This is a genomic window from Streptomyces griseus subsp. griseus, from assembly GCF_003610995.1.
Classification (GTDB): Bacteria; Actinomycetota; Actinomycetes; order Streptomycetales; family Streptomycetaceae; genus Streptomyces.
Genome location: NZ_CP032543.1, coordinates 6947398 through 6970422, shown reverse-complemented (window position 1 = coordinate 6970422; position 23025 = coordinate 6947398). Strand labels below are relative to the sequence as shown.

Here is a 23025-nt window from a genome sequence, read left to right as displayed (position 1 = left end):
CCGCGGGTGCACGGCCGTGGTCCGGTGTTCCCCTGGCGCGCCCAGTCTGCGAGCCCGCCTGGGGGCGGCGGGCCGGGGTGAAGGACTGGCGACAGGTTCCCCGGCCGCCGTCCCGGAGCTGCCAGGCTCAGGGGAGGCCACCCGCGAGCCACCGGAGGTGCCGGCCGTATGCGAGAGCTGCCCGCCAAGTTCGACTCCCGTGATCCCGCCGTGGTCGCGGACCCCTACCGGGTGTACGCCGGCCTCCGTGCGGCGGGCCGGCTGGCCCGGGGCGCCGCGGGCCAGTGGGTGGTCTCGCACCACCAGGACGTGAGCCTGCTGCTGAAGGACCGCCGGCTGGGGCACGAGTACCCGCCGGAGTACCACGAGTTCTCCACGGGGGCGGGGCCCGCCAACGACTTCCTGAAGCGGATCGTGCTGGACCAGGACGCGCCCGAGCACACGTTTCTGCGCGGGATCATGCAGCGTTCGTTCAGCCCGAGGCTGATGCGGCGGCTGGAGGACTATGTCGCGGCCCAGGTGGACCGGCTGATGGCCGAGGCCCGGGAACGCGCCGGATCCGACGGTGCCCTCGATGTGGTGACCGACCTGGCCTTCCCGTTGCCGGTCACCGTGGTCTGCGAACTGATCGGCATCCCCGACGTGGACCGGGCGGCGGTGCGGCCGCACGCCGTGGAGCTGGCCAAGGCGTTCGCGCTCTACGTCCCGCCCGAGGAGCGGGCATCGGCGCACGAGGCGGTCACCTGGCTGCGCTCCTACGTCTCGGCGCTGGTCGACGAACGGGCGCTGCGGCCCGCCGACGACCTGGTGAGCAATCTGCTGGCCGCCCGGCGGACACATCCCGGGTTCGACCGGGAGACCCTGGTGGACAACGTGGTCTTCCTCTTCTTCGCCGGGTTCGAGACCACCACCAACCTGATCTCCACGATCTGGTCGGCGCTGCTCCGACACCCGGAGCAGCTGGCCCTGTTGCGTGGCCGCCCGGAGCTGGCGCCCACGGCGGTGGAGGAGTTCCTGCGCTACGACGCCCCGATCCAGGCCACCGCCCGCTATGTCAGGGAGCCGGTGGAGATCGACGGCCGGACCGTGCGCCCGGGCCGCATCCTGGTGCTGCTCCTCGGCTCCGCCAACCACGATCCGGCCCGGTTCGCCGCCCCCGGGCGGCTGGACATCACCCGCGACCCCAACCCGCACGTCAGCTTCGGCGGCGGGGTGCACCACTGCCTGGGCGCGGCACTGGCCCAGGTGGAGGGGCGCGCGGTGCTGCGCTGGCTGGCGGACGCACCGGTCGTGCCCGCCGTGGCGGGCGAGATCGAGAGACGCCCGAGCGTCACCTTCCGCGCCTACCGCTCCATCCCGGTCAGGCTGGACCCCGCGCCGGTGGCGCGGTGAGGCTCAACGCCTCGGTGGTCAGGGTCCTGCTCTGCTCCAGCAGGCCGGTCCGGCGGCAGGCGGCGGCGAGGCCGAGCAGCGCCGTCCGGAACGACTCGGACGCCTCCGGCCTGCGGGAGCCGTACTCCGTACCGTCGGCAGTGCTGTCGAAGGCCTGACAGCCCTCCGGCGACAGGACGTACCGCAGATTGTGTGCGAGCTGCGCGCCGGGCACGAAGAACCCCTCGTGCCGCGCGGTGCGGAGCGCGGCCAGCATGGCGGGCGACTCCCGCTCGCAGATCTCCGTCGCCTCCTTCCGGCTGCTGATCTCCGGGAGGTACGGGACGGGGCCGGGCCCGGCGTCGGCGGCGCCGCCCTCCCGGCCGAGGAGGGTGCAGCTGCGCCTGCTGACCGCCAGGTGGTAGTCCAGCAGCCGGCGGAGCGCGGAGCGCCGCTTCTCGGTGCGCAGGAACCCCTCGATCTCCCCCATGGCCGCCGTGACACCGGCCACGAGGCCGTGGAGGGAGTAGCGGCCGATCCGGGGCTGCTCCAGGAGGTTCACATCGAGGAGGCTCTCCAGCAGCAGTTCGGCCTGGGGCGGACTGGTGTCCAGCAGGGCGGCCGCCTCATGGGCGTCCATGCTCGCGTCGGGCAGCAGCGTCAGCACGCACAGGGCGTTGCGCTGGGCGGGGGTCAGGGCGCCGAAGGAGAGCTGGAGCACCGACTGCACGCTGCGGTCGCCCGCCTGGAGTTCGCCGGGGCGCCGGTGCACGTCGTCCAGGCGCTCCACCAGGTGGGACAGCGTCCAGGTGGGGCGGGAGCGCAGCTTGGCGGCGGCCAGCCGCAGCGCCAGGGGGAGGCCGCCGCAGTGGGCGATGAGCCGTTCGGTCGCCTCCGGCTCCAGCCCCTCCCCCAGCAGCCTCTCGATGAGCTTGCGGGAGTCGGCCGTGCTCATCCGGGAGACCGGGCAGGGCTCGGTGCCGTCCAGGCCGTAGAGGCGCCGGCGGCTGGTGATCAGGGCCAGGGAGCCGGTGCCGGGCGGCAGCAGCGGCACGATCTGTGCCTCGCTGGCGGCGTTGTCGAGGAGCAGCAGCACCTTGGACTCGGCCAGCAGGGCGCGCCACATGGCCACCTGGCTGTCCAGATCGGCCGGGATGCGCGCCGCCTCGGTCCCCAGCGAGCGGAGCAGCACCTGAAGCACCTCGGCCGGCTCACGGGGCCCCTCGCAAGGGCTGAACCCGTGCAGGTCGACGTAGAACTGGCCGTCCGGGTACTCCTCCGCCAGCCGGTGGGCCGCGTACAGGGCGAGGGCCGTCTTGCCGATGCCGCCCATGCCGTCGACGCAGATGAGCAGGGGCCCGGAACCCCGCGAGCCCGCCCGGGCCGTCCGCAGCAGGGAGTCCGCCTCCTCCTGGCGGCCGACGAAGTCGGTCAGCCCGTGGGGCAGGGTGCAGGTGGCCCGGATGTGCGCCTTCTGGCAGGGCGGTGCCCCGTACCGTCCGTCCACCTCGTGCTGCACCGCCGTGGTGTCCCGCCCGTCCTGCCGGAGCGGTCTGCCGGACCACAGATAGGCGGAGGCATCCCCGCGCAGCACCGCTTCGTGCACCTGGGCCAGGGAGTGGTCGGGGTCGATGCCCAGCTCGTCGCGGAGGAGGGTGCGGATCTCGGCGTACTCGGCGAGCGCGTCGGCCTGTCTGCCCGAGAGGGAGAGCGCGAGCATGAGCAGCGCGCGTAGATCCTCGGCAAGCGGGTGCTGCGCCACCAGATCCCGGAGGTCTCCTATGGCCGGGGCCGGTGGCGACGAGCGCAGCCGCAGGGTGATCAATTCCTTCTGCACCGCGAGCCGTCGTTCCTCCACGACCCGGGCGGCGGCGCGGATCAGGCCGTTGTCCAGCTCGTCGCCCTCGACGACGTCCGCGGCGACATGGCCGCGGAAGAGGGCCAGGGCCGTCTGCAACTCCTCGATGAGCAGCGCTTCGCCGGCTCCGCCCTCGGTCAGTCTGCGGACCCGCAGGCGCCGTTGGTTGAACTCCACCAGGTCGGATTCGGCGGCGCCGACGTCCAGCCGGTAGCCCGGGCCGTCGGTGAGGAGGTAGTCACCCGCGCCCGGGATCGCCTGGCGGAGCTGGGCGACCGCCTTGCGCACCTGGTTCGTGGCGGTCGCCGGGCCGGCCGAGCCCCAGACCGCCTTGGCGAGCCGGAGGGCGCTGAGCACCTCGCCGGGGGACAGCATCAGTACGGTGAGCACCCGGCGTGCCACGGTGCTGGGCAGCCGGGTGGGGACGTCCTCGCAGCGCACCGCGACCGGTCCCAGCACCTGGAATCGCAGGCCCCCCTGCCCCGGAGTCATCCGTTCGGCTCGCAGATCACGGGCTCTCCCGCACGCCGCTCGGCGGGAGTGGAGGCGGACGCCGGACATCGGTGGCCGGCCGATGGTCCTGGCCCTTTCCGTAAGCGCGGGTGCGGTCCGGTGAATCCCCCGGCGGACGGCGCGGCGCGCACGGACTTCAGGCTGTCCATCCATTCCCCCTTGGACCCGCATGTCAGGCTGAAGTCAGCCCATGGTGCCGGGTGTTGATCCCGAGTGCACCTTGGATCCTAACGGGCTATTACCCGGCCGGGAGGTGGTCCACCGTACTTATTGCGGATCAAAGCCTCATCGGGTGACGTGAGGCAGAAACGGAATGCGCCTGCGCGCGCCGTACCTGATTGGTTGAAATCGAATTCAGTTTCCCGTTGCCTTACTTCCGGCAGGGGTTCTCGGACCGGCCGACCACTCCCCCGAGGCCACGCCATCGTCTCCGCGTCCGCGGTGACGCCGCCGGGACCGCCTTCGCCCCGGAGGCCAGGCCGGCGAAGGCACCTGGTCCGATGAGGAAGACTGGGCCCATGAGCGACATCGTCTTCACGCGCCTGAGCGGCTGGATACCGAACGTGATCCGCGAGGACGGTGAGCTGAAGCTGACGCTGGGTGCCGGGGCCGACGCCAACCACGACCCCCGCACGTTCACGTTTCCGATCGGGGAGGACCACCTCGCGGTGATCCAGGACGATCTGTCCAGACACCTGCTGCTGTGGAGTGCGGTTCTCCCGCTGTGCGACGCGGCCGGAACCCGGGGCCCGCTCGACGAGGATGCCGCCGTCGCGCTCCTGGACCCGGTCCTCCTCGCCGAAACCGCGGACGTCGACGCGCTCTTCCGCCGCATCCCGTGGGACCGGGGCCGGCTCATCGCCCATGGCGCCGACATCGGTCTGCTGGAGCGCGGCCAGGTCTGCGCGGCCCTGCGCGCGGCGACGGAGACGTCCGACGGGAAACGGGCTCAGGAGTACCACGCGAACCGCCGTCGCGCCGAACGCGGAACCGTACTCGGCCCACTCGACGCCGCACTTCTGCGGTACACGGGCCAGTACGTGCACGGCGCGACCGTTCCCAGGCGGACGCCCGGTGCCGTCGACCCCGCGCTGCTGCCCGAGGTCGTACGAGTCGTCGCCACCGCCGAGCAGGCGTGCGCCGGAATGCGGATCGGCCGCGATCCGCGACGGGGAAAGCGCGCCACGGACAAGCGCGACTGGGAACGGATGGCGGCGGCGGTCGAGGCGGCCGTGCGCCGCGCGTACCCCGGACTTGCCGATGACGCGGTGCGCACCGTGGGCTTCCTGATGTGCTCGGAGGCGGCGGAGCGCTCCAGGAACACCCCCGTGGAGGACGAGGAGGCGGCGGTCGGCGGTGGGGCGGGGAAGACGGCCCTGTCCTTCACCGACGACAAGGGCGTCGAGAAGAAGTGGCTCCAGGGCGGCCCCCGCTCCGCCGCCGCGGAGTTCTGGGAGTTCGTCGGCGATCGCTCCGCCGGGGACAACGAGGTGTTCACCATCGAGGACGAGGAGATGGGCGAAGGGATCCAGCTCCACTTCTACGCGGACTCCGTCGCCCGGGTCACCACGGTGCGCGAGGGCGTAGGCGGGTCGGATCCGGAGTACCGGGTCGAGTACGGCCTCGTCGACGGGATGGGTGGGTACCGGAAGCTGGTGAGCACGTTCGTCCGGGGTGGCTGCGCCGCACTGGGCCCGTACGGCCCCTGGATGCCGGACGTCGCCGAGTTCGAGCGCGCGCGCCGGCGGCGGCGCGGCGCCGAGTAGTCCCGGCGCTCGACGCCCCGGCGAACGGCCTCCGCACCGCCGGGCCACGGTCGCCCTCGCCGGGCGGCGCGTTCAGGCCCCGGCCTGGAGGCGCAGCCCCGCGAGGGTCAGGTCCAGCGCGGCGCGGAACTGCTCGATGTCGTCGTGCCCGTCGAACTCGTCGACGATCTCGTGCACGAAGGGGAACTCGTCGGTGTCGAGTTCCCGCCACTCCGAGGCGAAGCGGCCGAGGAACTCGTCGCGGCCGACGGCGCCGTCGAGAACCTCCGCGGGCGGCTCCTGCCCCAGGTCGACCGCGGAGCCGACGACGACCGTCGTGATCGCCGAGACGGCGTGGAACCGCTGGCGCGCGGTGAGCTTCAGCCGCAGGGTCGGCTGCCCCAGCTTGTCGTACAGGCGCAGGGAGTTGCCCTGTACGTCGGTGTTGCGCATGAAGTAGTTGCCGAGCCAGGGCCGCTCCAGGATCGCGTCGAACAGCGTCAGCGACATCGCGCGCAGGTCGTCGATCGGGTCGTCGCCGGGCTCGATCGCCTCGATGTCGGCGAGAACGCCACCGATCACGTGGTCGGTGGCGCGGTCGAGAAGCTCGTCCTTACTCGCGACGTACCAGTAGATGCTGGCCACGCCGCCGCCGAGGCGCTGGGCGAGAGCCCGGAACGTCAGGGCCGGAGGGCCCGCCTCATCAAGGAGCGCCACCGCCTCGGTGAGCACGGACTCCATCGAGTGCGAGGCCCGGCGGCGGCCGCCCGCAGCGGCGCGGTTCTGGTGGCGCGGCATGACTTCCGCCTCTCGTTTGCATCTCTATCGAACGCTGTTCTATCGTACCTCATGGAACACCGTTCGATAGTCGATCGGCGTTCGATGGAAAGGAGCGCCGCCATGACGACCGCGATGCTGAAACCCCCCGCTTCCCGTACGTACCCCTCCCTGCGCGCCGCGTGGATCCCGATGGCCGCCCTGTGTCTGGCCTTCTTCGTGGAGATGGTCGACAACACCCTGCTGTCGATCGCGCTGCCCACCATCGGACGCGACGTCGGCGGTGGCACCACTGCGCTGCAGTGGGTCACCGGCGCGTACTCACTGACCTTCGGCGGTCTGCTGCTCACCGCCGGCTCCATGGCCGACCGGCTCGGCCGCCGGCGCGTCCTGCTCGTCGGGCTCGCCGTGTTCGGAGCGCTGAGCCTGTGCGTCGTCTGGGTCACCACCGCGGGTGAGCTCATCGCCCTGCGCGCCGCGCTCGGCATAGCCGCCGCGGCGATGGCCCCGATCACCAACTCACTGGTGTTCCGCCTCTTCGACGACAAGGCGCTGCGGATGCGCGCCATGACGGTGATGATCGTCGTGGGCATGTCCGGCTTCATCCTCGGACCGCTGATCGGCGGCTCGGTCCTGGCCCATGTGCGCTGGGAGTGGCTGCTCGTCGTCAACGCCCCGATCGCTCTGATCGCCTGGATCGGGGTCCGCCTCGGCGTCCCGGCCGACCGGCCCGAGGACCTGACCCGCGACCGGCTCGACGTGCCGGGCGCCGCACTGAGCGTCGCCACCATCGGGCTCGCCTGCTACGCGCTGACCAGCGGCGTCGAGAACGGCTGGCTCTCCGCCCTCACCATCGGCTCGGTCGTGGGCGCGGTGCTCTCCGCGACCGCCTTCATCCGGCACGAGCGCCGCAGCTCCTCCCCGATGCTGGACCTCGGCCTCTTCTCCAACGGCACGGTCCGCGGCGCCGCCGTGGCGCAGATCGGTACGTCCATCGCGATGGCCGGTGTGATGTTCGGGCTCATCCTGCACTTCCAGTACGCGTACGGCTGGAGCCCCGTGCGGGCAGGCCTCGCCAACCTGCCGCTGATCGTGACCATGCTGCTCGCGACACCCCTGTCCGAGGGGCTGGCCCGCCGCTACGGCCACCGCGTCGCCTGCCTGGTGGGCGCGGCCTGTCTGGCCGTCTCGCTGGCGGGACTGTCCTGGGGTGTGGAGCACGGTTACCTCGTCATCGCGCTCTGCATGGTGCTCATGACGATCGGGCTGCGGACCGTCATGACGATCTGCGCGGTCGCGCTCGTCGACGCGATGCCGGCCAACCGCACCTCGATGGGCACCGCGCTCAACGACACCGCGCAGGAGGTCGGCACCAGCGTCGGCACCGCCGTGATCGGCACGCTGATCGCCGCCCTGGTCACCACCCAGCTCCCGGCCGGCGTGTGGAGCGGCGACCTCGTCGCCTCCTTCTTCCACGGTGAACGGATCGCCTACGCCGTACTCGCCGTCGCCGTCGGCCTGATCGCGACGGTCGGCGCGCTGAGCCTCACGGACTCCCGCAGTGTGGAGGAGGCGGCGCCCGCGGAGGCCGCCTGACCGCGCCGCGGTCCGCCTCTTGGGCGGTGGCGATCCGTGCGGCGTGCCGGACCGGTCGGCCATCCCCCCTGGCCACCGCGACCGCCCGCCGCTCCGGCTCTACGCAGCGGAGCCGGTTCCAGGGGGTGGTCAGGGCCGGGTCCGAAACCCTGCCGCGCTCGGCCCGGGGCGCCGTTCACCAGCACACACCCCGTCCCGCCCGGGAGGCTCCCGGGCGGGAAGCGGCCGACGGACGCTACGACACCACCTGCCCCTTGCCGAGGGCGATGACGCCGTTGCGCGACACGGTGTAGAGCTCACGGTCCCGTTCCGGGTTGACGCCGATCGTCGCCCTGGGCGGGACATCGACGTTCTTGTCGAGGATCGCGTTGCGCACGACCGCTCCCCTGCCGACGCGCACACCGTGGTGCAGCACGGAGCCCTGGACCACCGCTCCCTGCTCGACGATCACACCGGGCGAGAGGACGGACCCGGTGACCTGGCCACGGATCACGCAGCCCGGGCTGACGATCGACTCGCCCGCGATGCCTCCGGAGACGAACCGGGCCGGGGCCTGGTGGCCCGCATGGGTGTACATGGGCCAGCGATCGTTGTAGAGGCTGAAGAGTGGCTGCTCGGAGATGAGGTCCAGGTGGGCCTCGTAGTAACTGTCCAGAGAGCCCACGTCCCGCCAGTACCCCCGTTCGCGCTGGGTCTCGCCCGGCACGTGGTTGTCGTCGAAGTCGTAGACGTGTGCGACGCCGCGCTCCGTGAGCATGGGCAGGATGGATCCGCCCATGTCGTGGACGGAGCCGTCGTCCTCGGCGTCCTGGTGGAGGGCGTCCACGAGAACCTTCGTGGAGAAGAGGTAGTTGCCCATCGACGCGAAGACCTTGGTCGGGTCCTCGGGCAGGCCGGGCGGGTCGGAGGGCTTCTCCAGGAAGCGTTCCACACGTGAGCCGTCCGAGGCCGGGGTGATGACGCCGAAGGCGGAGGCTTCCGCACGGGGAACCTTGATCCCGGCGACGGTGACGCCGGCACCGCTCTCGATGTGCCGCTCCAGCATCTGGCGCGCGTCCATCCGGTAGACGTGGTCGGCTCCGAACACCGCTATGTAGTCCGGCTGTTCGTCATGGACGAGATTGAGCGACTGCAGGATGGCGTCCGCGCTGCCCAGGTACCAGCGCGGGCCGAGACGCTGCTGGGCCGGAACAGGCGTGACGTAGTTGCCCAGGAGACTGGACATCCGCCAGGTGGTGGTCACATGGCGGTCCAGCGAATGGGACTTGTACTGGGTGAGGACGCAGATCCTCGTGATGTCGGCGTTGACCAGGTTCGACAGCACGAAGTCGACCAGCCGGTAGGTCCCGCCGAAGGTCACCGCGGGCTTCGCCCGGTCGGCCGTCAGCGGCATCAGCCGTTTTCCCTCTCCTCCCGCAAGGACGATCCCGAGCACCGAAGGTCCAGCGCGCATGGCCACTCCCCCTTCCGAAACACCGGACCGTTCCCGGCTACACCTTTTTGACGATCTCCTCGTACACCTCGACAGTCCGCCGGGCGACTCTGTCCCAGCCGAACTCCCGCACGGCACGTTCACGGCCCGCCTCACCCATCCGCTGGGCCGCCGGACGGTCGGCGAGCACCTGGCCGATCGCCTCGGCCAGGTCTGCCTCGAACCGGGCCGGTTCGTCGGCTTCGTACGGTACGAGCAGTCCGGTGCCGCCGTCGGAGACGACCTCGGGGATGCCGCCGACCGCGGAGGCGACCACTGCCGCGCCGCAGGCCATCGCTTCGAGATTGACGATGCCCAGGGGCTCGTACACCGAAGGGCAGACGAACACGGCCGCTCGGCTGAGGAGTTGGATGACATCGGGACGCGGGAGCATGTCCGGGATCCAGTGGACGCCGTCGCGCGAGCGCCTCAGTTCGCCGACGAGCTCGCGGAACTCGGCCTCGATCTCCGGGGTGTCGGGCGCGCCCGCGCAGAGCACCAGCTGGGCGGCGGGATCGAGCCGGTGGGCGGCGCGCAGCAGATGCGGGACACCCTTCTGGCGCGTGATGCGGCCGACGAACAGGACGAAGGGGCGGTCCGGGTCGATACCCAGGCGGCGCAGTACGTCAGCTCCGGGAGCGGGCCGGTACAGGCGGGTGTCGATTCCGTTGTGGACGACCCTGACCCGGTCGGGATCCAGCTGCGGGTAGCAGCCGAGGATGTCGGCACGCATTCCGTGCGAGACGGCGATCACCGCGTCGGCGGATTCCATGGCGGTGCGCTCGGCCCAGCTGGACAACGCGTAGCCCCCGCCGAGCTGTTCGGCCTTCCAGGGCCGCAGGGGCTCCAGCGAATGGGCGGTCACCACGTGCGGAATGCCGTACAGCAGTCCGGCGAGGTGGCCGGCGAGGTTGGCGTACCAGGTGTGCGAATGCACGAGGTCGCGGCCTTCGAGCGCGGCGGCGATGGACAGGTCCACGGAGAAGGCGCGCAGCGCGTCGTTGGCACCGCCCAGCTCCCGGCTGGGCCGGTGCCGGACCACCCCGTCCGAAGCACCCTCGCCCCAGGAGTGGACCTGTAGATCGGTGAGCGTGCGCAACTCCCGTGCCAGGAACTCGACATGTACACCGGCGCCGCCGTAGACGTCCGGCGGGTACTCACGACTCAGCAGTCCCACCCTCACGACTGACCCCCCTCGTGTCATTGATGACTCTCTTCCCTTGATGGCCACTCACATGCCTGTGCGGGGTGCCCGGATGCGCGTACTCCCGTCGTGCGCCGCCCCGCGTGGACCAGTTCTGCCGGGACGCGCACGCGGTGATCGGTGATCCACCACCGGACCGGCTGCCGCCGGCCCGGTGGGCAGCCTGGCCGCAGTCACCCATCCCCGGTCACAGCGATACGGTGAGAGGCCCACTGGAGCCGAACCGGCCGAGTCGGCGCAACGACCTGGGGGGACCGGAGCCGAGGGGACCGGGCGGAATGGATGTCCTGCGGCGCCACGGAACGCGCACCGAACTCGATGTCCTCCTCGGCCTTTCGGACCGGCCCGAGGGCGAGGCGTAGAGCGAGGGCTCCTTCCCGCCGGGCTCCCTCCCGCCGGGCTTCGCCCTGGCCGTGTCAGTCGCGCTGGACCTGGAACTACCCGAGATCCTGGCCCGGATCAGCAAGACAGGGTGCGTCCCCCACGGTTGCCGGACAGCATCGCGTCGAGGGACCTTGAGCCGCTGAGCTGCGCCCCGATGCCCAGGGCGACCTGGCGGCGGCGCGGGACACGCGGCTCCCTCGGCCACGTCCTCAGCTGCGCGAAGCTGACCGGCCTGCCCCCGGCCGACAACGCGAACGAGCACGGCCCTACGGCCTGGAATGTGCTCCCGTCGCTCCTGGCGCCGGTTCCGCCATCACCCGGGTCCCCCGTGCCCCGAGCGATCCGCGGCGCCGCCCACCGGTTGGGGTCCCTGCTCAGCCCCGGTACGTCTCCAGCAGCCGCAGCCACACCTCGCTGATCGTCGGGTACGCCGGAACCGCGTGCCACAGCCGGTCGACGGGGACCTCGCCCGCGACCGCCACGGTCGCGGAGTGCAGGAGCTCCCCGATGCCGGGGCCGACGAACGTCACGCCGAGCAGGACCTCGCGGTCCAGGTCCACGATCATCCGGGCGCGGCCCTTGTAGCCGTCGGCGTAGAGGCCGGAGCCGGCGACCGAGGCGAGGTCGTAGTCGACCGCGCGAACGCGGTGGCCCGCCTGTTCGGCCTCGGCGAGGGTGAGGCCGACGGAGGCGGCCTCGGGGTCGGTGAAGACGACCTGGGGGACGGCCCCGTGGTCGGCGGTGGCCGCGTGGGGCCCCCAGGGAGACGTGTCCAGGGGTGCGTCCTGCCGGGCGCGGGTGGCGATCGCGGCGCCCGCGATACGGGCCTGGTACTTGCCCTGGTGGGTGAGGAGGGCGCGGTGGTTGACGTCCCCGACCCCGTACAGCCAGTCGGTCCCCTCGACACGGCAGGTGTCGTCCACGGTGAGCCAGGAGCCGGGCTCCAGGCCGACCGTCTCCAGGCCGAGGTCGTCGGTGCGGGGCGCCCGGCCGGTGGCGAAGAGGATCTCGTCGGCCTCGATCCGGCCGCCGTCGTCCAGGACGGCCGTGACCGGGCCGTCGGGCATGGGGCGTTCGAGGGCGGTGACGGAGACGCCGGTACGGATCTTGGCTCCGGCCTCCTCCAGCGCCTCTGCCACCAGCTCGCCCGCGAAGGGCTCCATCTTCGGGAGCAGGCCCTTGCCCCGGATCAGCAGCGTCACCTCGGCGCCCAGCGCCTGCCAGACGGTCGCCATCTCCACGCCGACCACACCCCCGCCGACCACCACGAGCCGGCCCGGCACCTCCTTGGCGCTGGTGGCCTCGCGGCTGGTCCAGGGTCGGGCCTCGGCGATACCGGGCAGGTCGGGGACGACGGCCCTGGTGCCGGTGCACACGGCGACGGCGTGCCGGGCGGTGAGCCGGTGCTCGGCCCCGTCGGGGGCGGTGACGGTGACCTCGCGGGGGCCGGCGAGGCGCCCCGTACCCCGGTAGACATCGGCTCCGACACCCTCCAGCCAGCCGACCTGCCCCTCGTCCTTCCAGTGGCTCGTCTGCTCGTCCCGCTGGGCGAGGACCGCCGCCACGTCGAGGGGGCCCTGCACCGCCGCGCTCAGGCCCGGGACGCGGCGGGCGTCGGCTCGGGCGACCACCGGGCGCAGCAGGGCCTTGCTCGGCATGCAGGCCCAGTACGAGCACTCGCCCCCGATCAGCTCGGACTCCACCACGGCCGTGCTCAGCCCCGCCGCGCGGGCCCGGTCGGCCACGTTCTCTCCCACCGGACCCGCGCCGATGACCACCACGTCGTACGGGGAAACATCCACTGCATCAGTCATGGAATCCAGTCTCGTCGGGAGTGTGCGCACCGGCCACATGGGCAGGCGGAATAGCGCACGCGCAGTCACCGTTGTCCCGGACACGTCCGAACGGGCACAGGAAGAGGTATCTGGAGTATGAGCACCCTAGAGCTCACCAAGGAAAACTTCGATCAGGTCGTCAGTGACAACGGCTTCGTTCTGATCGACTTCTGGGCTTCCTGGTGCGGCCCCTGCCGACAGTTCGCGCCGGTCTACGACTCGGCGTCCGAGCGCCACCCCGACCTGGTCTTCGCGAAGGTCGACACGGAGGCGCAGCAGGAGCTGGCGGCCGCCTTCGAGATCCGGTCCATCCCGACGCTGATGATCGTCCGCGACAACGTCGCGGTCTTCTCGCAGCCCGGTGCCCTGCCCGAGGCGGCCCTGGAGGACGTCATCGGCCAGGCCCGGAACCTGGACATGGACGAGGTCCGCAAGTCCGTCGAGGAGCAGAAGCGGGCGGCGGAGGCCGGGCAGGGGCAGCCGGAGCCGCAGTAGCCGCCCCACCGGCGCACGGCGCGAGCCGAAGGGCCCTGACCCGAGACCGTGGAAGCGGTGTCGCGGGTCGGGGTCCTTCAGCCATGCCCGATCCTCAGCCGGTCGGGCGCATGCCGTCGGCGACGTGCACCGACATGCCCGGGTCCAGTTCCTCTCCGTCGATCAGTACCGCCTCCACCGTGCGGGTCTCCGGGTCGATGTCCGCCTCCATGCCCTCGCCCGTGTACCGGGGGTAGCCGGAGGCGCCCGTCTCGCCGGTCGCGGTCACGACCGCCGAGCGGATCGGCCGTCCGGGGGCCCCGGTCCGCGTCCTGCTGTGGTCGGGGATCAGGAGGAGCTCGTAACTCTGCGGGTGGCTCATGGACCCGACGCTAGACATCCCCCGTACCGAGCGCATGTCGTCGCGCCGGGGGAGGTCAGCTGGACTCGCGGTGCACGGCGCTGGTGCGCAGCAGGTCGTGGTGGACGGGGGCGGCACCCGGGTGGTGGACGAGCCGGTCGATCGTCTCGGCCAGGGGGTGCGGCATGGCGAGTTCCATCCGGACCGTGGAGAGGCGGGGCCGCAGCAGTCGGCCGAGCAGCAGGTCGTCCGCCCCGACGACCGCCGTGTCGCCGGGTATCGCGATGCCCGCGTCCTGAAGGGCCCGCATCAGCAGCATGGCGTACTCGTCGTTGTACGCGAACACCGCGTCCAGGCCCAGCTCCCGCCAGCCGCGCGCCAGCTCGGCCGCCGACTCCTCCTCGTAGTGGAGCGGAAGGGGGCTGATGTGCGCTCCGGCCGGTTCCGCCGTCTGCCGGGCCCCGGCGAGGCGGGGTTCGGAGAACGGGGTGAGGCCCGCCTCGCGGGGCATGACCACCCCGATGCGGCGGCGGCCCCGGGCCAGCAGATGGCCGACCGCGCTGGCGCCCACCCGTCGCTGGTCCATCACCAGCCCGTGGGCGCCCGCCACCGGCTCCGGGCCCAGGGTGATCACCGCTTTGGCGCCGCTGCGGGTGAGGACGGCCGTGCCGTGCGGGGTGAGGGTGACGCCCGGCGGTACGACGACGGCGACGGGCCGCAGCTCGGCCCAGGCCCTCACCGCCTCGTCGTCCGCGAGGCCGGCGCTGCCGTACTGGACGACGGTGTAGTCCAGTCGGCGCAGCCCTGCCTGTAGCTCCTGGAAGAAGCGCTGGTGGAGCGGGCCCGCCGGTATATGGCCGGAGGGCAGCAGGACCAGGCGGCTGTGTCCGGCGCGCAGGCTGCGGGCGGCCGCGTGCGGGACGTATCCGAGCTGCGTGGCAGCCTCCCTGACCCGGTGCCGGGTGGGTTCGCTGATCCGGACGGCGGCGTTGTTGTTCAGTACGTACGACACGGTGGCCCGGGACACTCCGGCGAGGCGCGCGACATCGGCGCTGGTCGGGACGGAGACTTCGGTGCGCTGCTTGGGTAACTGGCTCATGGCGTGCGGCAGTCTTCCAGATCCGCCGGGCCGGTCCGCGCCCCGGGTACGCCTCGCCGCGGCCCCCGTTCGGCGGACCCGCTCCCGGGATGGCGGCGTGCAGGTCCTACGGTGTTGCGATGACGTTCCACCACAGCGCACAGCGCACCGACTCCCCGCCCGTACCTCCTGGCAGCACCGGTCCGACCGCGACCGTCCAGGCCGATCCGCGAGAGGTCGGCCCGGTCCGCACCTCGTACGCGCCCGACCGCGACGGCGACCCCGATCCGGGCGAGATCGTCTGGACCTGGGTGCCGTTCGAGGAGAACGACGGGCGCGGCAAGGACCGCCCGGTGCTCGTCGTGGCCCGGGAGGCCGGGGGCACGGTGCTCGCCGTCCAGCTCTCCAGCAAGCAGCACGACATGGACCACGAGTGGGTGGCGCTGGGCGCCGGTCCCTGGGACAGCTCGGGACGGCCGTCCTGGGCCGACCTGGACCGGGTGCTGCGGGTCCACGAGGACGGGATGCGGCGTGAGGCGTGCGCGCTGGACCGGGACCGGTTCGATTCGGTCACCGGGCGGCTGCGGGAACGGTACGGCTGGAGCTGACCGCCGCTCGCCGGTGGCGGGCGTACGGCGCATGCTGGTTCCGGAGCGGTGCGGCGGCGACCGCTTTTCCGGTGGCTCAGGGGCACTCTTGTGCGATCCCGGGGTACGGGTTTGGGTGGTAGGTACGCAACTGAGAAGGAGGCGCCTCATGTCCTCGGACACACCTGGCGGCCCCGGACCGCGCCCGGACTCCGCCACCCTCGACGAGGGTGCGGCACAGGATTTACTGCGCGGCATATGTTTCAAGACGGGCCCCCCTCGCATCGTGGGGGTGGAACTCGAATGGCTCATCCATGACCAGGAGAATCCCGCCGCCCCGGTCGCCCAGGAGCGGCTGGACGGGGCGGTCGCGGCCCTCCGCGAGCTGCCCCTGAGCGCCGCACTGACGTTCGAGCCGGGTGGGCAGCTGGAGCTCAGCTCCCAGCCGGCCGCCTCCCTGATGGAGTGCGTCGAGACGACCGCGGCGGATCTGGCCGCCGTCCGCGGTTCCCTCGGCCGGTCCGGACTGGCACCGGCCGGGTTCGGTGTGGACCCGTGGCAGACGCCGCACCGCAGGCTGCGCGAGCCGCGGTACGACGCGATGGAGACGGCCCTCGACCGGGCGGGCCCGGCCGGACGGGCGATGATGTGCACCTCCGCCTCCGTGCAGGTCTGCCTGGACGCGGGCGAGGAGGAGCCGGGACCGCTCGGTTACGGGCGGCGCTGGCAGCTCACCCATCTGCTCGGGGCCGTCCTGGTGGCGGCGTTCGCCAATTCGCCGTTCCAGCGGGGCCGCCCGACCGGCTGGAAGTCCACCCGGCAGGCCCTGTGGGCCGATCTCGACCCGGTACGGACGCTGGCCCCGGGCGGCGGGCTGCCGCCGCGTGAGGCATGGGCCGCGCACGTCCTGGACACGACCGTGATGTGCGTCCGTCGCGACGAGGGCCCCTGGGACGTGCCGGAGGGCCTCACCTTCAGGGAGTGGATCCGCACCGGCGCGCCCCGGCCGGCGGTACGGGCCGATCTCGACTACCACATCACCACCCTCTTCCCACCGGTCCGGCCGCGCGGGCACCTCGAACTGCGCATGATCGACGCGCAGAGCGGCGCGGACGGGTGGCTGGTGCCGCTCGCCGTCGCCACCGCCCTGTTCGACGACCCCGAGGCCGCCGAGACCGTGTACCGCACCGTGAAGCCCCTCGCCGAGTCGGCGGGGTCCGACCCCTCGCCGCGCAACCCGCTCTGGACGACGGCCGCCCGTGCGGGCCTGTCCGATCCGGAGCTGCGGGCGGCGGCCACCGTCTGCTTCGACACGGCGCTCACCGCGCTGGGCCGGATGGGGGCGAGCAAGGCCGTGACGGACACCGTGGCGGCCTTCAACGACCGGTACGTGGCCCGGGGCCGATGTCCGGCCGACGACCTGCTCGAACCGGGCGCCCTCGGCCGCCTGAGCCGGCCGACGGATCCCGGCGCCGAGCCGCACACCGGAAGGGTGACCTCAGCATGACCGACGACCGTGCCCCCTCCACCATCACCGCGGACGGCTTCCCGCCGGGCCCCGGGGGCCATGACCCCGAGGCGCTGCGGCAGCGCGCCCTGGACGCGCTGCTGGCCGCCCGAGCCCGGACCGCCACCCTCACCGACAGCGTCGACGACGGTGAACTCACCGCCCAGCACTCCCCCTTGATGTCCCCGCTCGTCTGGGACCTGGCCCACATCGGCAACCAGGAGGAGCAGTGGCTGCTCCGCGCCGTGGGCGGACGGGAGGCGCTGCGCCCGGAGATCGACGGGCTGTACGACGCCTTCGAGCACCCCCGCTCGGCCCGGCCCTCGCTGCCGCTGCTGGCGCCCGCCGAGGCACGCACGTACGCCTCCGATGTACGGGGCAGGGCCCTGGACATCCTGGAGGGCGCCCCGCTGCACGAAGGCGGCCGTCCGCTGGAGCGGGCCGGGTTCGCCTTCGGGATGATCGCCCAGCACGAACAACAGCACGACGAGACCATGCTGATCACCCATCAGTTGCGGAGCGGCCCGGTCGCGCTGACGGCACCGGCGCCGCCCGCACCCACCGACGCCGGCACCCTGCCCGACGAAGTCCTCGTCCCCGGAGGCCCGTTCACCATGGGGACCTCCGCCGAGCCATGGGCCCTGGACAACGAACGGCCCGCGCACCGGCGGGAGGTGGCCGCGTTCCACCTGGACACCGCCCCCGTCACCTGCGGGCCTACCAGCGGTTCATCGAGGACGGCGGGTACACCGACCCCCGCTGGTGGGCGCCCGAGGGCTGGGACATGGTCCGCGAACACGACCTGACCGCACCGCTGTTCTGGCACCGGGACGCCGGCCAGTGGCTGCGCCGGCGGTTCGGGGTGACCGAGCCGGTGCCGGAGGACGAGCCGGTGCTGCACGTCAGCTGGTACGAGGCGGACGCGTACGCCCGCTGGGCGGGGCGGCGGCTGCCCACCGAGGCCGAGTGGGAGAAGGCCGCCCGGCACGACCCCGCCACCGGGCGTTCGCTGCGCTACCCCTGGGGCGACACGGACCCGGCACCCGACCAGGCCAACCTGGGCCAGCGCCATCTGCGTCCGGCGCGGGCCGGTGCGTATCCGGCGGGCCGGGCGCCGTCCGGTGCGGGCCAGCTGATCGGGGATGTGTGGGAGTGGACCTCCAGCGACTTCCTGCCCTACCCGGGGTTCGTGGCCTTCCCCTACCGGGAGTATTCGGACGTGTTCTTCGGCCCGGGCCACAAGGTTCTGCGTGGCGGTTCGTTCGCCGTGGACCAGGTCGCCTGCCGGGGCACGTTCCGCAACTGGGACCTGCCGGTGCGGCGGCAGATCTTCTCCGGGTTCCGCACCGCGAGGGACGCCTGATGTGCCGTCATATCGCCTACGTGGGCGATCCGGTGGCCCTGGGGACCGTGCTCTCCGCGCCGCCGCACTCCCTGGTGCGCCAGTCCTGGGCGCCGCGCCGCCAGCGGTACGGGACGGTCAACGCGGACGGCTTCGGCGTCGGCTGGTACGCGGACGGCGATCCGGTGCCCGGCCGCTACCGGCGCCAGGGGCCGGTCTGGCACGACGAGACCTTCACCGATCTGGCCCGGGTGGTGCGGACCACCGCACTCCTCGGCGCCGTACGGGACGCCACCGAGGCGGGCGCGGACGGGGAGGCCGCGGCCGCTCCGTACGCCGCCGGGCGGCTGCTGTTCAGCCACAACGGCGCGGTGCCGGGCTGGCCGGGCTCCCTCGCGGGTCCCGCCGTCGCCCTGCCCGCGCGCGAGCTGCTCTCCCTGGCCGCCCGCAACGACTCCGCGCTGGTCTGGGCGCTGGTCCTGCACCGCGTCGCGGCGGGGGACGAGCTGGCGACGGCGGTCGCGGAGACCGTCCGGGAGGTCGCCGAGGCCGCCCCCGGCTCCCGCCTCAATCTGCTGGTCACGGACGGCACCGCCATCGTGGCCACCGCCTGGGGCGACTCCCTCTGGCACCTCCACGACCCGGGCCGCTCGGCGGCCGTGGCCTCGGAGCCGTACGACGACGACCCCCGCTGGCGCGAGGTCCCCGACCGCACCCTGCTGGTCGCGACCCCCGCGGAGATCACCCCCACACCGCTCAAGGAGCCCGCCGCGTGAGCCCTTTCCTGCTGACCCGCACCCTGCCGGAGGACGCGACGGACGCGGCGCTGCGCGCCGATGTCCTGAGCGGGCTGACCCGGCACCCGAAGACGCTGCCGCCCAAGTGGTTCTACGACGCGCGCGGCAGCGAGCTGTTCGAGGAGATCACCCGGCTGCCCGAGTACTACCCGACCCGTGCGGAGCGGGAGATCCTGGAGGAGCGTGCCGAGGAGATCGCCGCCGCCTCGGGGGCCCGGACCGTGATCGAGTTGGGCTCGGGCTCCTCGGAGAAGACCCGCCATCTGCTGAACGCCCTGTCGGAGCTGGAGAGTTACGTACCGGTCGACGTGAGCGAGAGCGCGCTGACGGGGGCGGCCGAGGCGCTGCTCACCGAGCACCCCGGGCTCTCGGTGCACGCCCTCATCGCGGACTTCACCGGCGGGCTGGCGCTGCCCGGCACACCGGGACCCCGGCTCGTCGCCTTCCTCGGCGGCACGATCGGCAATCTGCTCCCCGAGGAGCGGGCCGGGTTCCTGCACTCGGTGCGCTCGCTCCTCTCCCCCGGTGACGCGCTGCTGCTGGGCACGGACCTGGTGAAGGACGAGGAGACGCTGGTCGCCGCCTACGACGACGCGTCGGGGGTGACGGCGGCCTTCAACAAGAACGTGCTGAACGTCGTCAACCGGGAGCTGGGCGCGGACTTCCCGCTGGAGGACTTCGAGCATGTCGCCGTGTGGAACCCGGAGCAGCGCTGGATCGAGATGCGGCTGCGCGCCCGGCGTGCGCTGAGCGTGAAGATCCGGGAGCTGGACCTGGTGGTGCCGTTCGAGGCCGGTGAGGAGCTGCGGACGGAGGTGTCGGCGAAGTTCCGCGAGGAGGACGTGCGCGAGGAGCTGGCGGCGGCCGGGCTCCAGCTGGCTCAGTGGTGGACGGATACGGCGGGGCGGTTCGCCCTGTCGCTGGCCACGGCGGTCTGAGCCACCACCGCCACCGCCCGGGGAGCCGTCGTCGTCCGGTCCGTACCGGCGACGGCGGCTTCTGCCGTGCGGGCCAGTGCGCGGCGGCCGGGCTCACCGCTCGCGGGGACTCCGGCGTGCTCGCCCGCCGGGACGGGGGCGAGGACCTCGACCTCGGCGGTGAGTCCGGCCGCCCGCACCACCCGCCACAGGGAGGCGGCGAGCGGGTCGTCCCCGACGAACGCGACCGCTCCGGCGGGACGGTAGGTGATACGGACCGGCCGCACGGAGACCTCCGCGTCGATCGCCGCCTGGAACACGGCCGGCCGGAACACCCCGCCGCTCCCCCGCCCGCACCAGGTGCTGCCCTCGGGGAAGGCCACGACGCGGGAGCCGGAGCGCAGGGCCTCGGCGACCGCGGCCACGGCCCCCGGCAGCGCGCGCAGCCGGTCGCGGTCGATGAAGAGCGTGGAGCCGACCCCGGCGAGCCGTCCCAGCAGCGGCCAGCGCCCGACCTCGCTCTTGGCGAGCATCCGGCCCGGCAGCACGGCGGCCACGAGCGGGATGTCCAGCCAGGAGATGTGGTTGGCGACGACCAGTTCGCCGCCGGGGGCGGAGGCGTACGGGTGCACCCGGACCGCCACCCGTACGCCGAAGGCACGCGGTACGCCCCGCGCCCAGCGCCGTACCAGCCACGTCCGCACAGCCCCCGGGAGCAGCCGCACCGGCAGTGCGCAGGCCACTCCCAGCAGGGTCCACGCGCAGCCGGCCAGGAGCAGCAGGACGGCGGGCAGCCGGGCCCGGACCGCTCCGGTGTGGCGTGCGCAGGTCTGCGGGGTGCAGGGCGCGACAGGGAGCCAGGCGCTCACGTCTCCGGTACCGAGGGTGCTCATGGCTGCGGGACGAGCGAGAGGAAGTGGCGCAGGTAGCGCGGGTCGGTGCGGCGCAGCGAGAGCAGGACGTACAGGTCGGCGACGTTGAACTCGGGGTCGTACGCCGGGGCGCCGCAGACCCAGGCGCCGAGCCGCAGATAGCCGCGGAGCAGAGGCGGCAGGTCGGCCCGGGAGCCGGGGCCCGCGTCGGGGTGGGCGGAGGAGTCCCAGAGGCGGTGCGGGGTGACCCAGTGCTCCTCGGGGCCAGGTGGGCGGTGCGTACGGTGTTCCAGCTGCGGGCGGCGAGGGTGCCGCCGTCGGCCAGGGGCAGGGAGCAGCAGCCGGCCAGCCAGGTGTGGCCCGAGCGCTGCATGTAGCGGGCGAGTCCGGCCCAGACGAGGGCGATGACGGCGCCGTCCCGGTGGGCGGGGTGGACGCAGGAGCGGCCGACCTCGACGAGATCGTCGCGGATGGGCGTGAGGCGGGTGAGGTCGAACTCGCCCTCCGCGTAGAGCCGTCCGGCTATCCGGGCCCGGTCCGGCGGCAGCAGGCGGTAGGTGGCGACGACCTCGTCCGTGGCGGTCTCGCGGACCAGCAGGTGGTCGCAGTAGGCGTCGAACGCGTCGCTGTCGAGACCGGGTTCGGGGCCTTCGAGGCGGGCGCCGAGCTCACCGGCGAAGACCTGGTGGCGCAGGCGCTGGGCAGCGCGGACGTCCTCCTGGCCGGTGGCGAGGCAGACCCGGTAGGCGGCCGGTTCCGGGGAGCGGGGCGCGACGGGGGCCGGGACGGGCGGGGCGGTGGGCAGCACGGTCATGGCAGTCTCCGGGGACGGATCAGCTAGGGCGGCTGCCGGGCTCCGCGGGGTGCGAAGCCCGGCCCCTTACTTCTTCCGTCACCGGCTGGATTCGACGTGTCCGCTGTGGAGCGCGCGGATGTGCGACGGCTGAATCCCCAGGGACTCCGTACGGCCGTCCAGGAGTACCGGCGGGCCGGTCAGCTGCCGGCGAGCATGGCCGTGATGCGCTCCGACGCCTTCTTCGCCTCGGCGGCCGGGTCGGCGCCCGTGAGCACCGCCGTCATGTACGGCTTGATCGGGTTCTCCGCCTCGACCTTGGCCCACTGCGAGGAGTTGGGCGTGGCGCGGCCCTTGCTCGCCCCCTCGGCCATCGCGGCGGTGCCCTCCTCGCCCTCGACGACGTGGGCGAGCTTGGGCTTGTTGGGGACGTAGCTCATGGCGCGGGCCAGCTCGGTCTGCCACTTCTCGCTCGCCAGCGCCTTGACGACGGCGATGCCGGCGCTCGGCTGGTCGGCGTTCTTCGGCACGATGAGGTCGGAGCCGCCGGTGAAGACGGAGCCGGGGGCCTTGGCGGTTTTGCCGGGAATCGGGAAGTAGCCGAGCTTTCCCTTGAGTTCGGGGTTCTGCTGCTCGATGAGCGCGGCGCTTCCGGGGAGCGAGATGATCTGGGCGACGTCACCCTTGGCGAATACGTCGTTCTGCGGCGGCTTCTCCTCGTCGGAGTCCGCCGGCCCCTCGCCGAGCGCCTGGAGTTCCTTGTAGTAGTTCATTCCGGCGAGCGCCTGAGGCGTGTCCAGTGTGCCCCGCCAGTCACCGCCGCCGCCTTCGGCGAGTTCGCCGCCCTCGTCCCAGATGAATCCGGCCAGTACGTACCAGTTCTGGCCGGCCAGGTAAATTCCCTGGTTCCCCTGGGTGTTGAGCTTCTCGGTGTCCTTGATCCATTCGGCTCGCGTCCTGGGGAGGTCGTCCACTCCGGCGGCCTCGAAGATGTCCTTGTTGTAGATCACCACGCGGTTGGCGGCGTACCAGGGGATGCCGTACTGCACGCCGCTGATCTGCCCCGGCTCGGCGAGACCGGGCAGCCAGTCCTCGCTGCCCAGGTCACGCATCGATTCGAGCGTGAGGTCGCGGAGGCCGCCGCTCGCCGCGTACTGCGCGACCTGCGTGTTTCCGACCTCGATCACATCGGGCGCGTCGTCGCTCTCCAGCGCCTCCAGGACCTTGGGGCCGATGCCGCTCCATTCCTGGATCTGGAAGTCCAGCTTGACGGAGGGATTCTCCTCCTCGTACGTGCTGGTGAACTTCTCCAGGAATCCCGCCGAGACGCTGTCCTTCATCAGCCAGACCGTCACCGTGCGGTCCCCGCCACCCGAACCGGAGAAGTAGCCACATCCGCTGAGCGTGACGGACGAAACGAGCGCGACGGCTCCGACGAGTATGCGGTTCTTCACGTAGTCACCTTCTGCGAAACGGCACGACGGAATCGGGACCCGGTGTGGGGGATTGCGGGCGGCGCTCGCACGGGCGTTTGGCTGAATTT

17 protein-coding genes and 2 pseudogenes are annotated in these 23025 nt (G+C 72.5%); 9 read left to right on the top strand and 10 right to left on the bottom strand.

What is annotated here, in order from left to right; all coding sequences use genetic code 11:
- The first annotated feature begins 168 nt into the window (after positions 1-168).
- Complete coding sequence (locus D6270_RS31180) at positions 169-1392, top strand: cytochrome P450 (RefSeq protein WP_109162372.1); 1224 nt, start codon at positions 169-171, stop codon at positions 1390-1392.
- Here D6270_RS31180 and D6270_RS31175 read toward each other — a convergent pair.
- On the bottom strand, positions 1361-3688 hold the full coding sequence (locus D6270_RS31175; RefSeq protein WP_109162373.1) for an AfsR/SARP family transcriptional regulator: 2328 nt from the start codon (positions 3686-3688) through the stop codon (positions 1361-1363). The two genes, D6270_RS31180 and D6270_RS31175, sit on opposite strands and share 32 nt — an antisense overlap.
- Positions 3689-4260: 572 nt before the next feature.
- Between D6270_RS31175 and D6270_RS31170 the strand changes: the two genes are divergently transcribed.
- Positions 4261-5508: a DUF6357 family protein gene (locus D6270_RS31170; protein ID WP_109162374.1), complete on the top strand. Its 1248-nt coding sequence runs from the start codon at positions 4261-4263 to the stop codon at positions 5506-5508.
- 72 nt (positions 5509-5580) lie between these two features.
- On the opposite strand, the gene D6270_RS31165 is transcribed toward D6270_RS31170, so the two are convergent.
- Positions 5581-6228, bottom strand: coding sequence for a TetR/AcrR family transcriptional regulator (locus D6270_RS31165; protein WP_109167200.1), 648 nt, complete (start codon positions 6226-6228; stop codon positions 5581-5583).
- Positions 6229-6387: 159 nt separating this feature from the next.
- Here D6270_RS31165 and D6270_RS31160 point away from each other — a divergent pair, with 159 nt between their 5' ends.
- Complete coding sequence (locus D6270_RS31160; protein WP_109162375.1) at positions 6388-7860, top strand: MFS transporter; 1473 nt, start codon at positions 6388-6390, stop codon at positions 7858-7860.
- Positions 7861-8095: 235 nt separating this feature from the next.
- Here the strand turns inward: D6270_RS31160 and glgC are convergent, their stop codons facing one another.
- The 3 genes from glgC to D6270_RS31145 all read right to left on the bottom strand — a co-directional run bounded on the left by glgC (position 8096) and on the right by D6270_RS31145 (position 12733).
- Positions 8096-9313: a glucose-1-phosphate adenylyltransferase gene (gene glgC / locus D6270_RS31155; RefSeq protein ID WP_109167201.1), complete on the bottom strand. Its 1218-nt coding sequence runs from the start codon at positions 9311-9313 to the stop codon at positions 8096-8098.
- 37 nt (positions 9314-9350) lie between these two features.
- Positions 9351-10514, bottom strand: coding sequence for a glycogen synthase (glgA, locus tag D6270_RS31150; protein WP_109162376.1), 1164 nt, complete (start codon positions 10512-10514; stop codon positions 9351-9353).
- A 779-nt stretch (positions 10515-11293) separates the two neighbouring features.
- Positions 11294-12733 (bottom strand): dihydrolipoyl dehydrogenase family protein, encoded by a 1440-nt coding sequence (locus D6270_RS31145; protein ID WP_109162377.1) that lies wholly within the window; start codon positions 12731-12733, stop codon positions 11294-11296.
- 117 nt (positions 12734-12850) lie between these two features.
- Here D6270_RS31145 and trxA point away from each other — a divergent pair, with 117 nt between their 5' ends.
- The gene (gene trxA, locus D6270_RS31140; RefSeq protein WP_109162378.1) at positions 12851-13249 is read left to right on the top strand and encodes a thioredoxin; all 399 of its coding nucleotides are present in this window, start codon (positions 12851-12853) and stop codon (positions 13247-13249) included.
- 94 nt (positions 13250-13343) lie between these two features.
- Here trxA and D6270_RS31135 read toward each other — a convergent pair whose 3' ends face one another.
- Together D6270_RS31135 and D6270_RS31130 are read right to left on the bottom strand one after the other, a co-directional pair.
- The gene (locus D6270_RS31135) at positions 13344-13610 is read right to left on the bottom strand and encodes a hypothetical protein (protein ID WP_093689442.1); all 267 of its coding nucleotides are present in this window, start codon (positions 13608-13610) and stop codon (positions 13344-13346) included.
- A 55-nt stretch (positions 13611-13665) separates the two neighbouring features.
- Entirely contained in the window at positions 13666-14688 is a 1023-nt protein-coding gene (locus tag D6270_RS31130; RefSeq protein WP_109162379.1) for a LacI family DNA-binding transcriptional regulator, read from the bottom strand.
- 119 nt (positions 14689-14807) lie between these two features.
- On the opposite strand from D6270_RS31130, the gene D6270_RS31125 reads away from it, so the two are divergent.
- The 5 genes and pseudogenes from D6270_RS31125 (at position 14808) to egtD (ending at position 19838) form a co-directional block, all read left to right on the top strand.
- Complete coding sequence (locus tag D6270_RS31125) at positions 14808-15275, top strand: type II toxin-antitoxin system PemK/MazF family toxin (protein ID WP_109162380.1); 468 nt, start codon at positions 14808-14810, stop codon at positions 15273-15275.
- 148 nt (positions 15276-15423) lie between these two features.
- A complete protein-coding gene (gene egtA, locus D6270_RS31120; RefSeq protein WP_109162381.1) occupies positions 15424-16761 on the top strand; it encodes an ergothioneine biosynthesis glutamate--cysteine ligase EgtA in 1338 nt (445 codons plus the stop codon).
- Positions 16758-18124: pseudogene (egtB, locus tag D6270_RS31115) on the top strand (ergothioneine biosynthesis protein EgtB). The gene egtA and the pseudogene egtB overlap by 4 nt, the downstream one beginning before the upstream one ends.
- Positions 18124-18879 (top strand): ergothioneine biosynthesis protein EgtC, encoded by a 756-nt coding sequence (gene egtC / locus D6270_RS31110; protein ID WP_109162383.1) that lies wholly within the window; start codon positions 18124-18126, stop codon positions 18877-18879. The pseudogene egtB and the gene egtC overlap by 1 nt, the downstream one beginning before the upstream one ends.
- Complete coding sequence (gene egtD, locus D6270_RS31105; protein WP_109162384.1) at positions 18876-19838, top strand: L-histidine N(alpha)-methyltransferase; 963 nt, start codon at positions 18876-18878, stop codon at positions 19836-19838. The genes egtC and egtD overlap by 4 nt, the downstream gene beginning before the upstream one ends.
- Here the strand turns inward: egtD and D6270_RS31100 are convergent.
- From D6270_RS31100 to D6270_RS31090, 3 genes and pseudogenes are all read right to left on the bottom strand, one after another.
- On the bottom strand, positions 19781-20686 hold the full coding sequence (locus D6270_RS31100) for a lysophospholipid acyltransferase family protein (protein ID WP_109162385.1): 906 nt from the start codon (positions 20684-20686) through the stop codon (positions 19781-19783). The two genes, egtD and D6270_RS31100, sit on opposite strands and share 58 nt — an antisense overlap.
- Positions 20687-20706: 20 nt before the next feature.
- Positions 20707-21503: pseudogene (locus D6270_RS31095) on the bottom strand (GNAT family N-acetyltransferase).
- Positions 21504-21682: 179 nt separating this feature from the next.
- The gene (locus D6270_RS31090) at positions 21683-22936 is read right to left on the bottom strand and encodes an extracellular solute-binding protein (RefSeq protein ID WP_109162387.1); all 1254 of its coding nucleotides are present in this window, start codon (positions 22934-22936) and stop codon (positions 21683-21685) included.
- Positions 22937-23025 lie beyond the last annotated feature (89 nt).

Excerpts from the sequence above, each read along its gene's own strand:
- D6270_RS31180 (WP_109162372.1), top strand. The coding sequence starts at position 169 with ATGCGAGAGCTGCCCGCCAAGTTCGACTCCCGTGATCCCGCCGTGGTC.
- D6270_RS31170 (WP_109162374.1), top strand. The coding sequence starts at position 4,261 with ATGAGCGACATCGTCTTCACGCGCCTGAGCGGCTGGATACCGAACGTG.
- D6270_RS31165 (WP_109167200.1), bottom strand. The coding sequence starts at position 6,228 with ATGGAGTCCGTGCTCACCGAGGCGGTGGCGCTCCTTGATGAGGCGGGC.
- D6270_RS31160 (WP_109162375.1), top strand. The coding sequence starts at position 6,388 with ATGACGACCGCGATGCTGAAACCCCCCGCTTCCCGTACGTACCCCTCC.
- glgC (WP_109167201.1), bottom strand. The coding sequence starts at position 9,313 with ATGCGCGCTGGACCTTCGGTGCTCGGGATCGTCCTTGCGGGAGGAGAG.
- D6270_RS31145 (WP_109162377.1), bottom strand. The coding sequence starts at position 12,733 with ATGACTGATGCAGTGGATGTTTCCCCGTACGACGTGGTGGTCATCGGC.
- trxA (WP_109162378.1), top strand. The coding sequence starts at position 12,851 with ATGAGCACCCTAGAGCTCACCAAGGAAAACTTCGATCAGGTCGTCAGT.
- D6270_RS31135 (WP_093689442.1), bottom strand. The coding sequence starts at position 13,610 with ATGAGCCACCCGCAGAGTTACGAGCTCCTCCTGATCCCCGACCACAGC.
- D6270_RS31130 (WP_109162379.1), bottom strand. The coding sequence starts at position 14,688 with ATGAGCCAGTTACCCAAGCAGCGCACCGAAGTCTCCGTCCCGACCAGC.
- D6270_RS31125 (WP_109162380.1), top strand. The coding sequence starts at position 14,808 with ATGACGTTCCACCACAGCGCACAGCGCACCGACTCCCCGCCCGTACCT.
- egtA (WP_109162381.1), top strand. The coding sequence starts at position 15,424 with ATGTCCTCGGACACACCTGGCGGCCCCGGACCGCGCCCGGACTCCGCC.
- egtC (WP_109162383.1), top strand. The coding sequence starts at position 18,124 with ATGTGCCGTCATATCGCCTACGTGGGCGATCCGGTGGCCCTGGGGACC.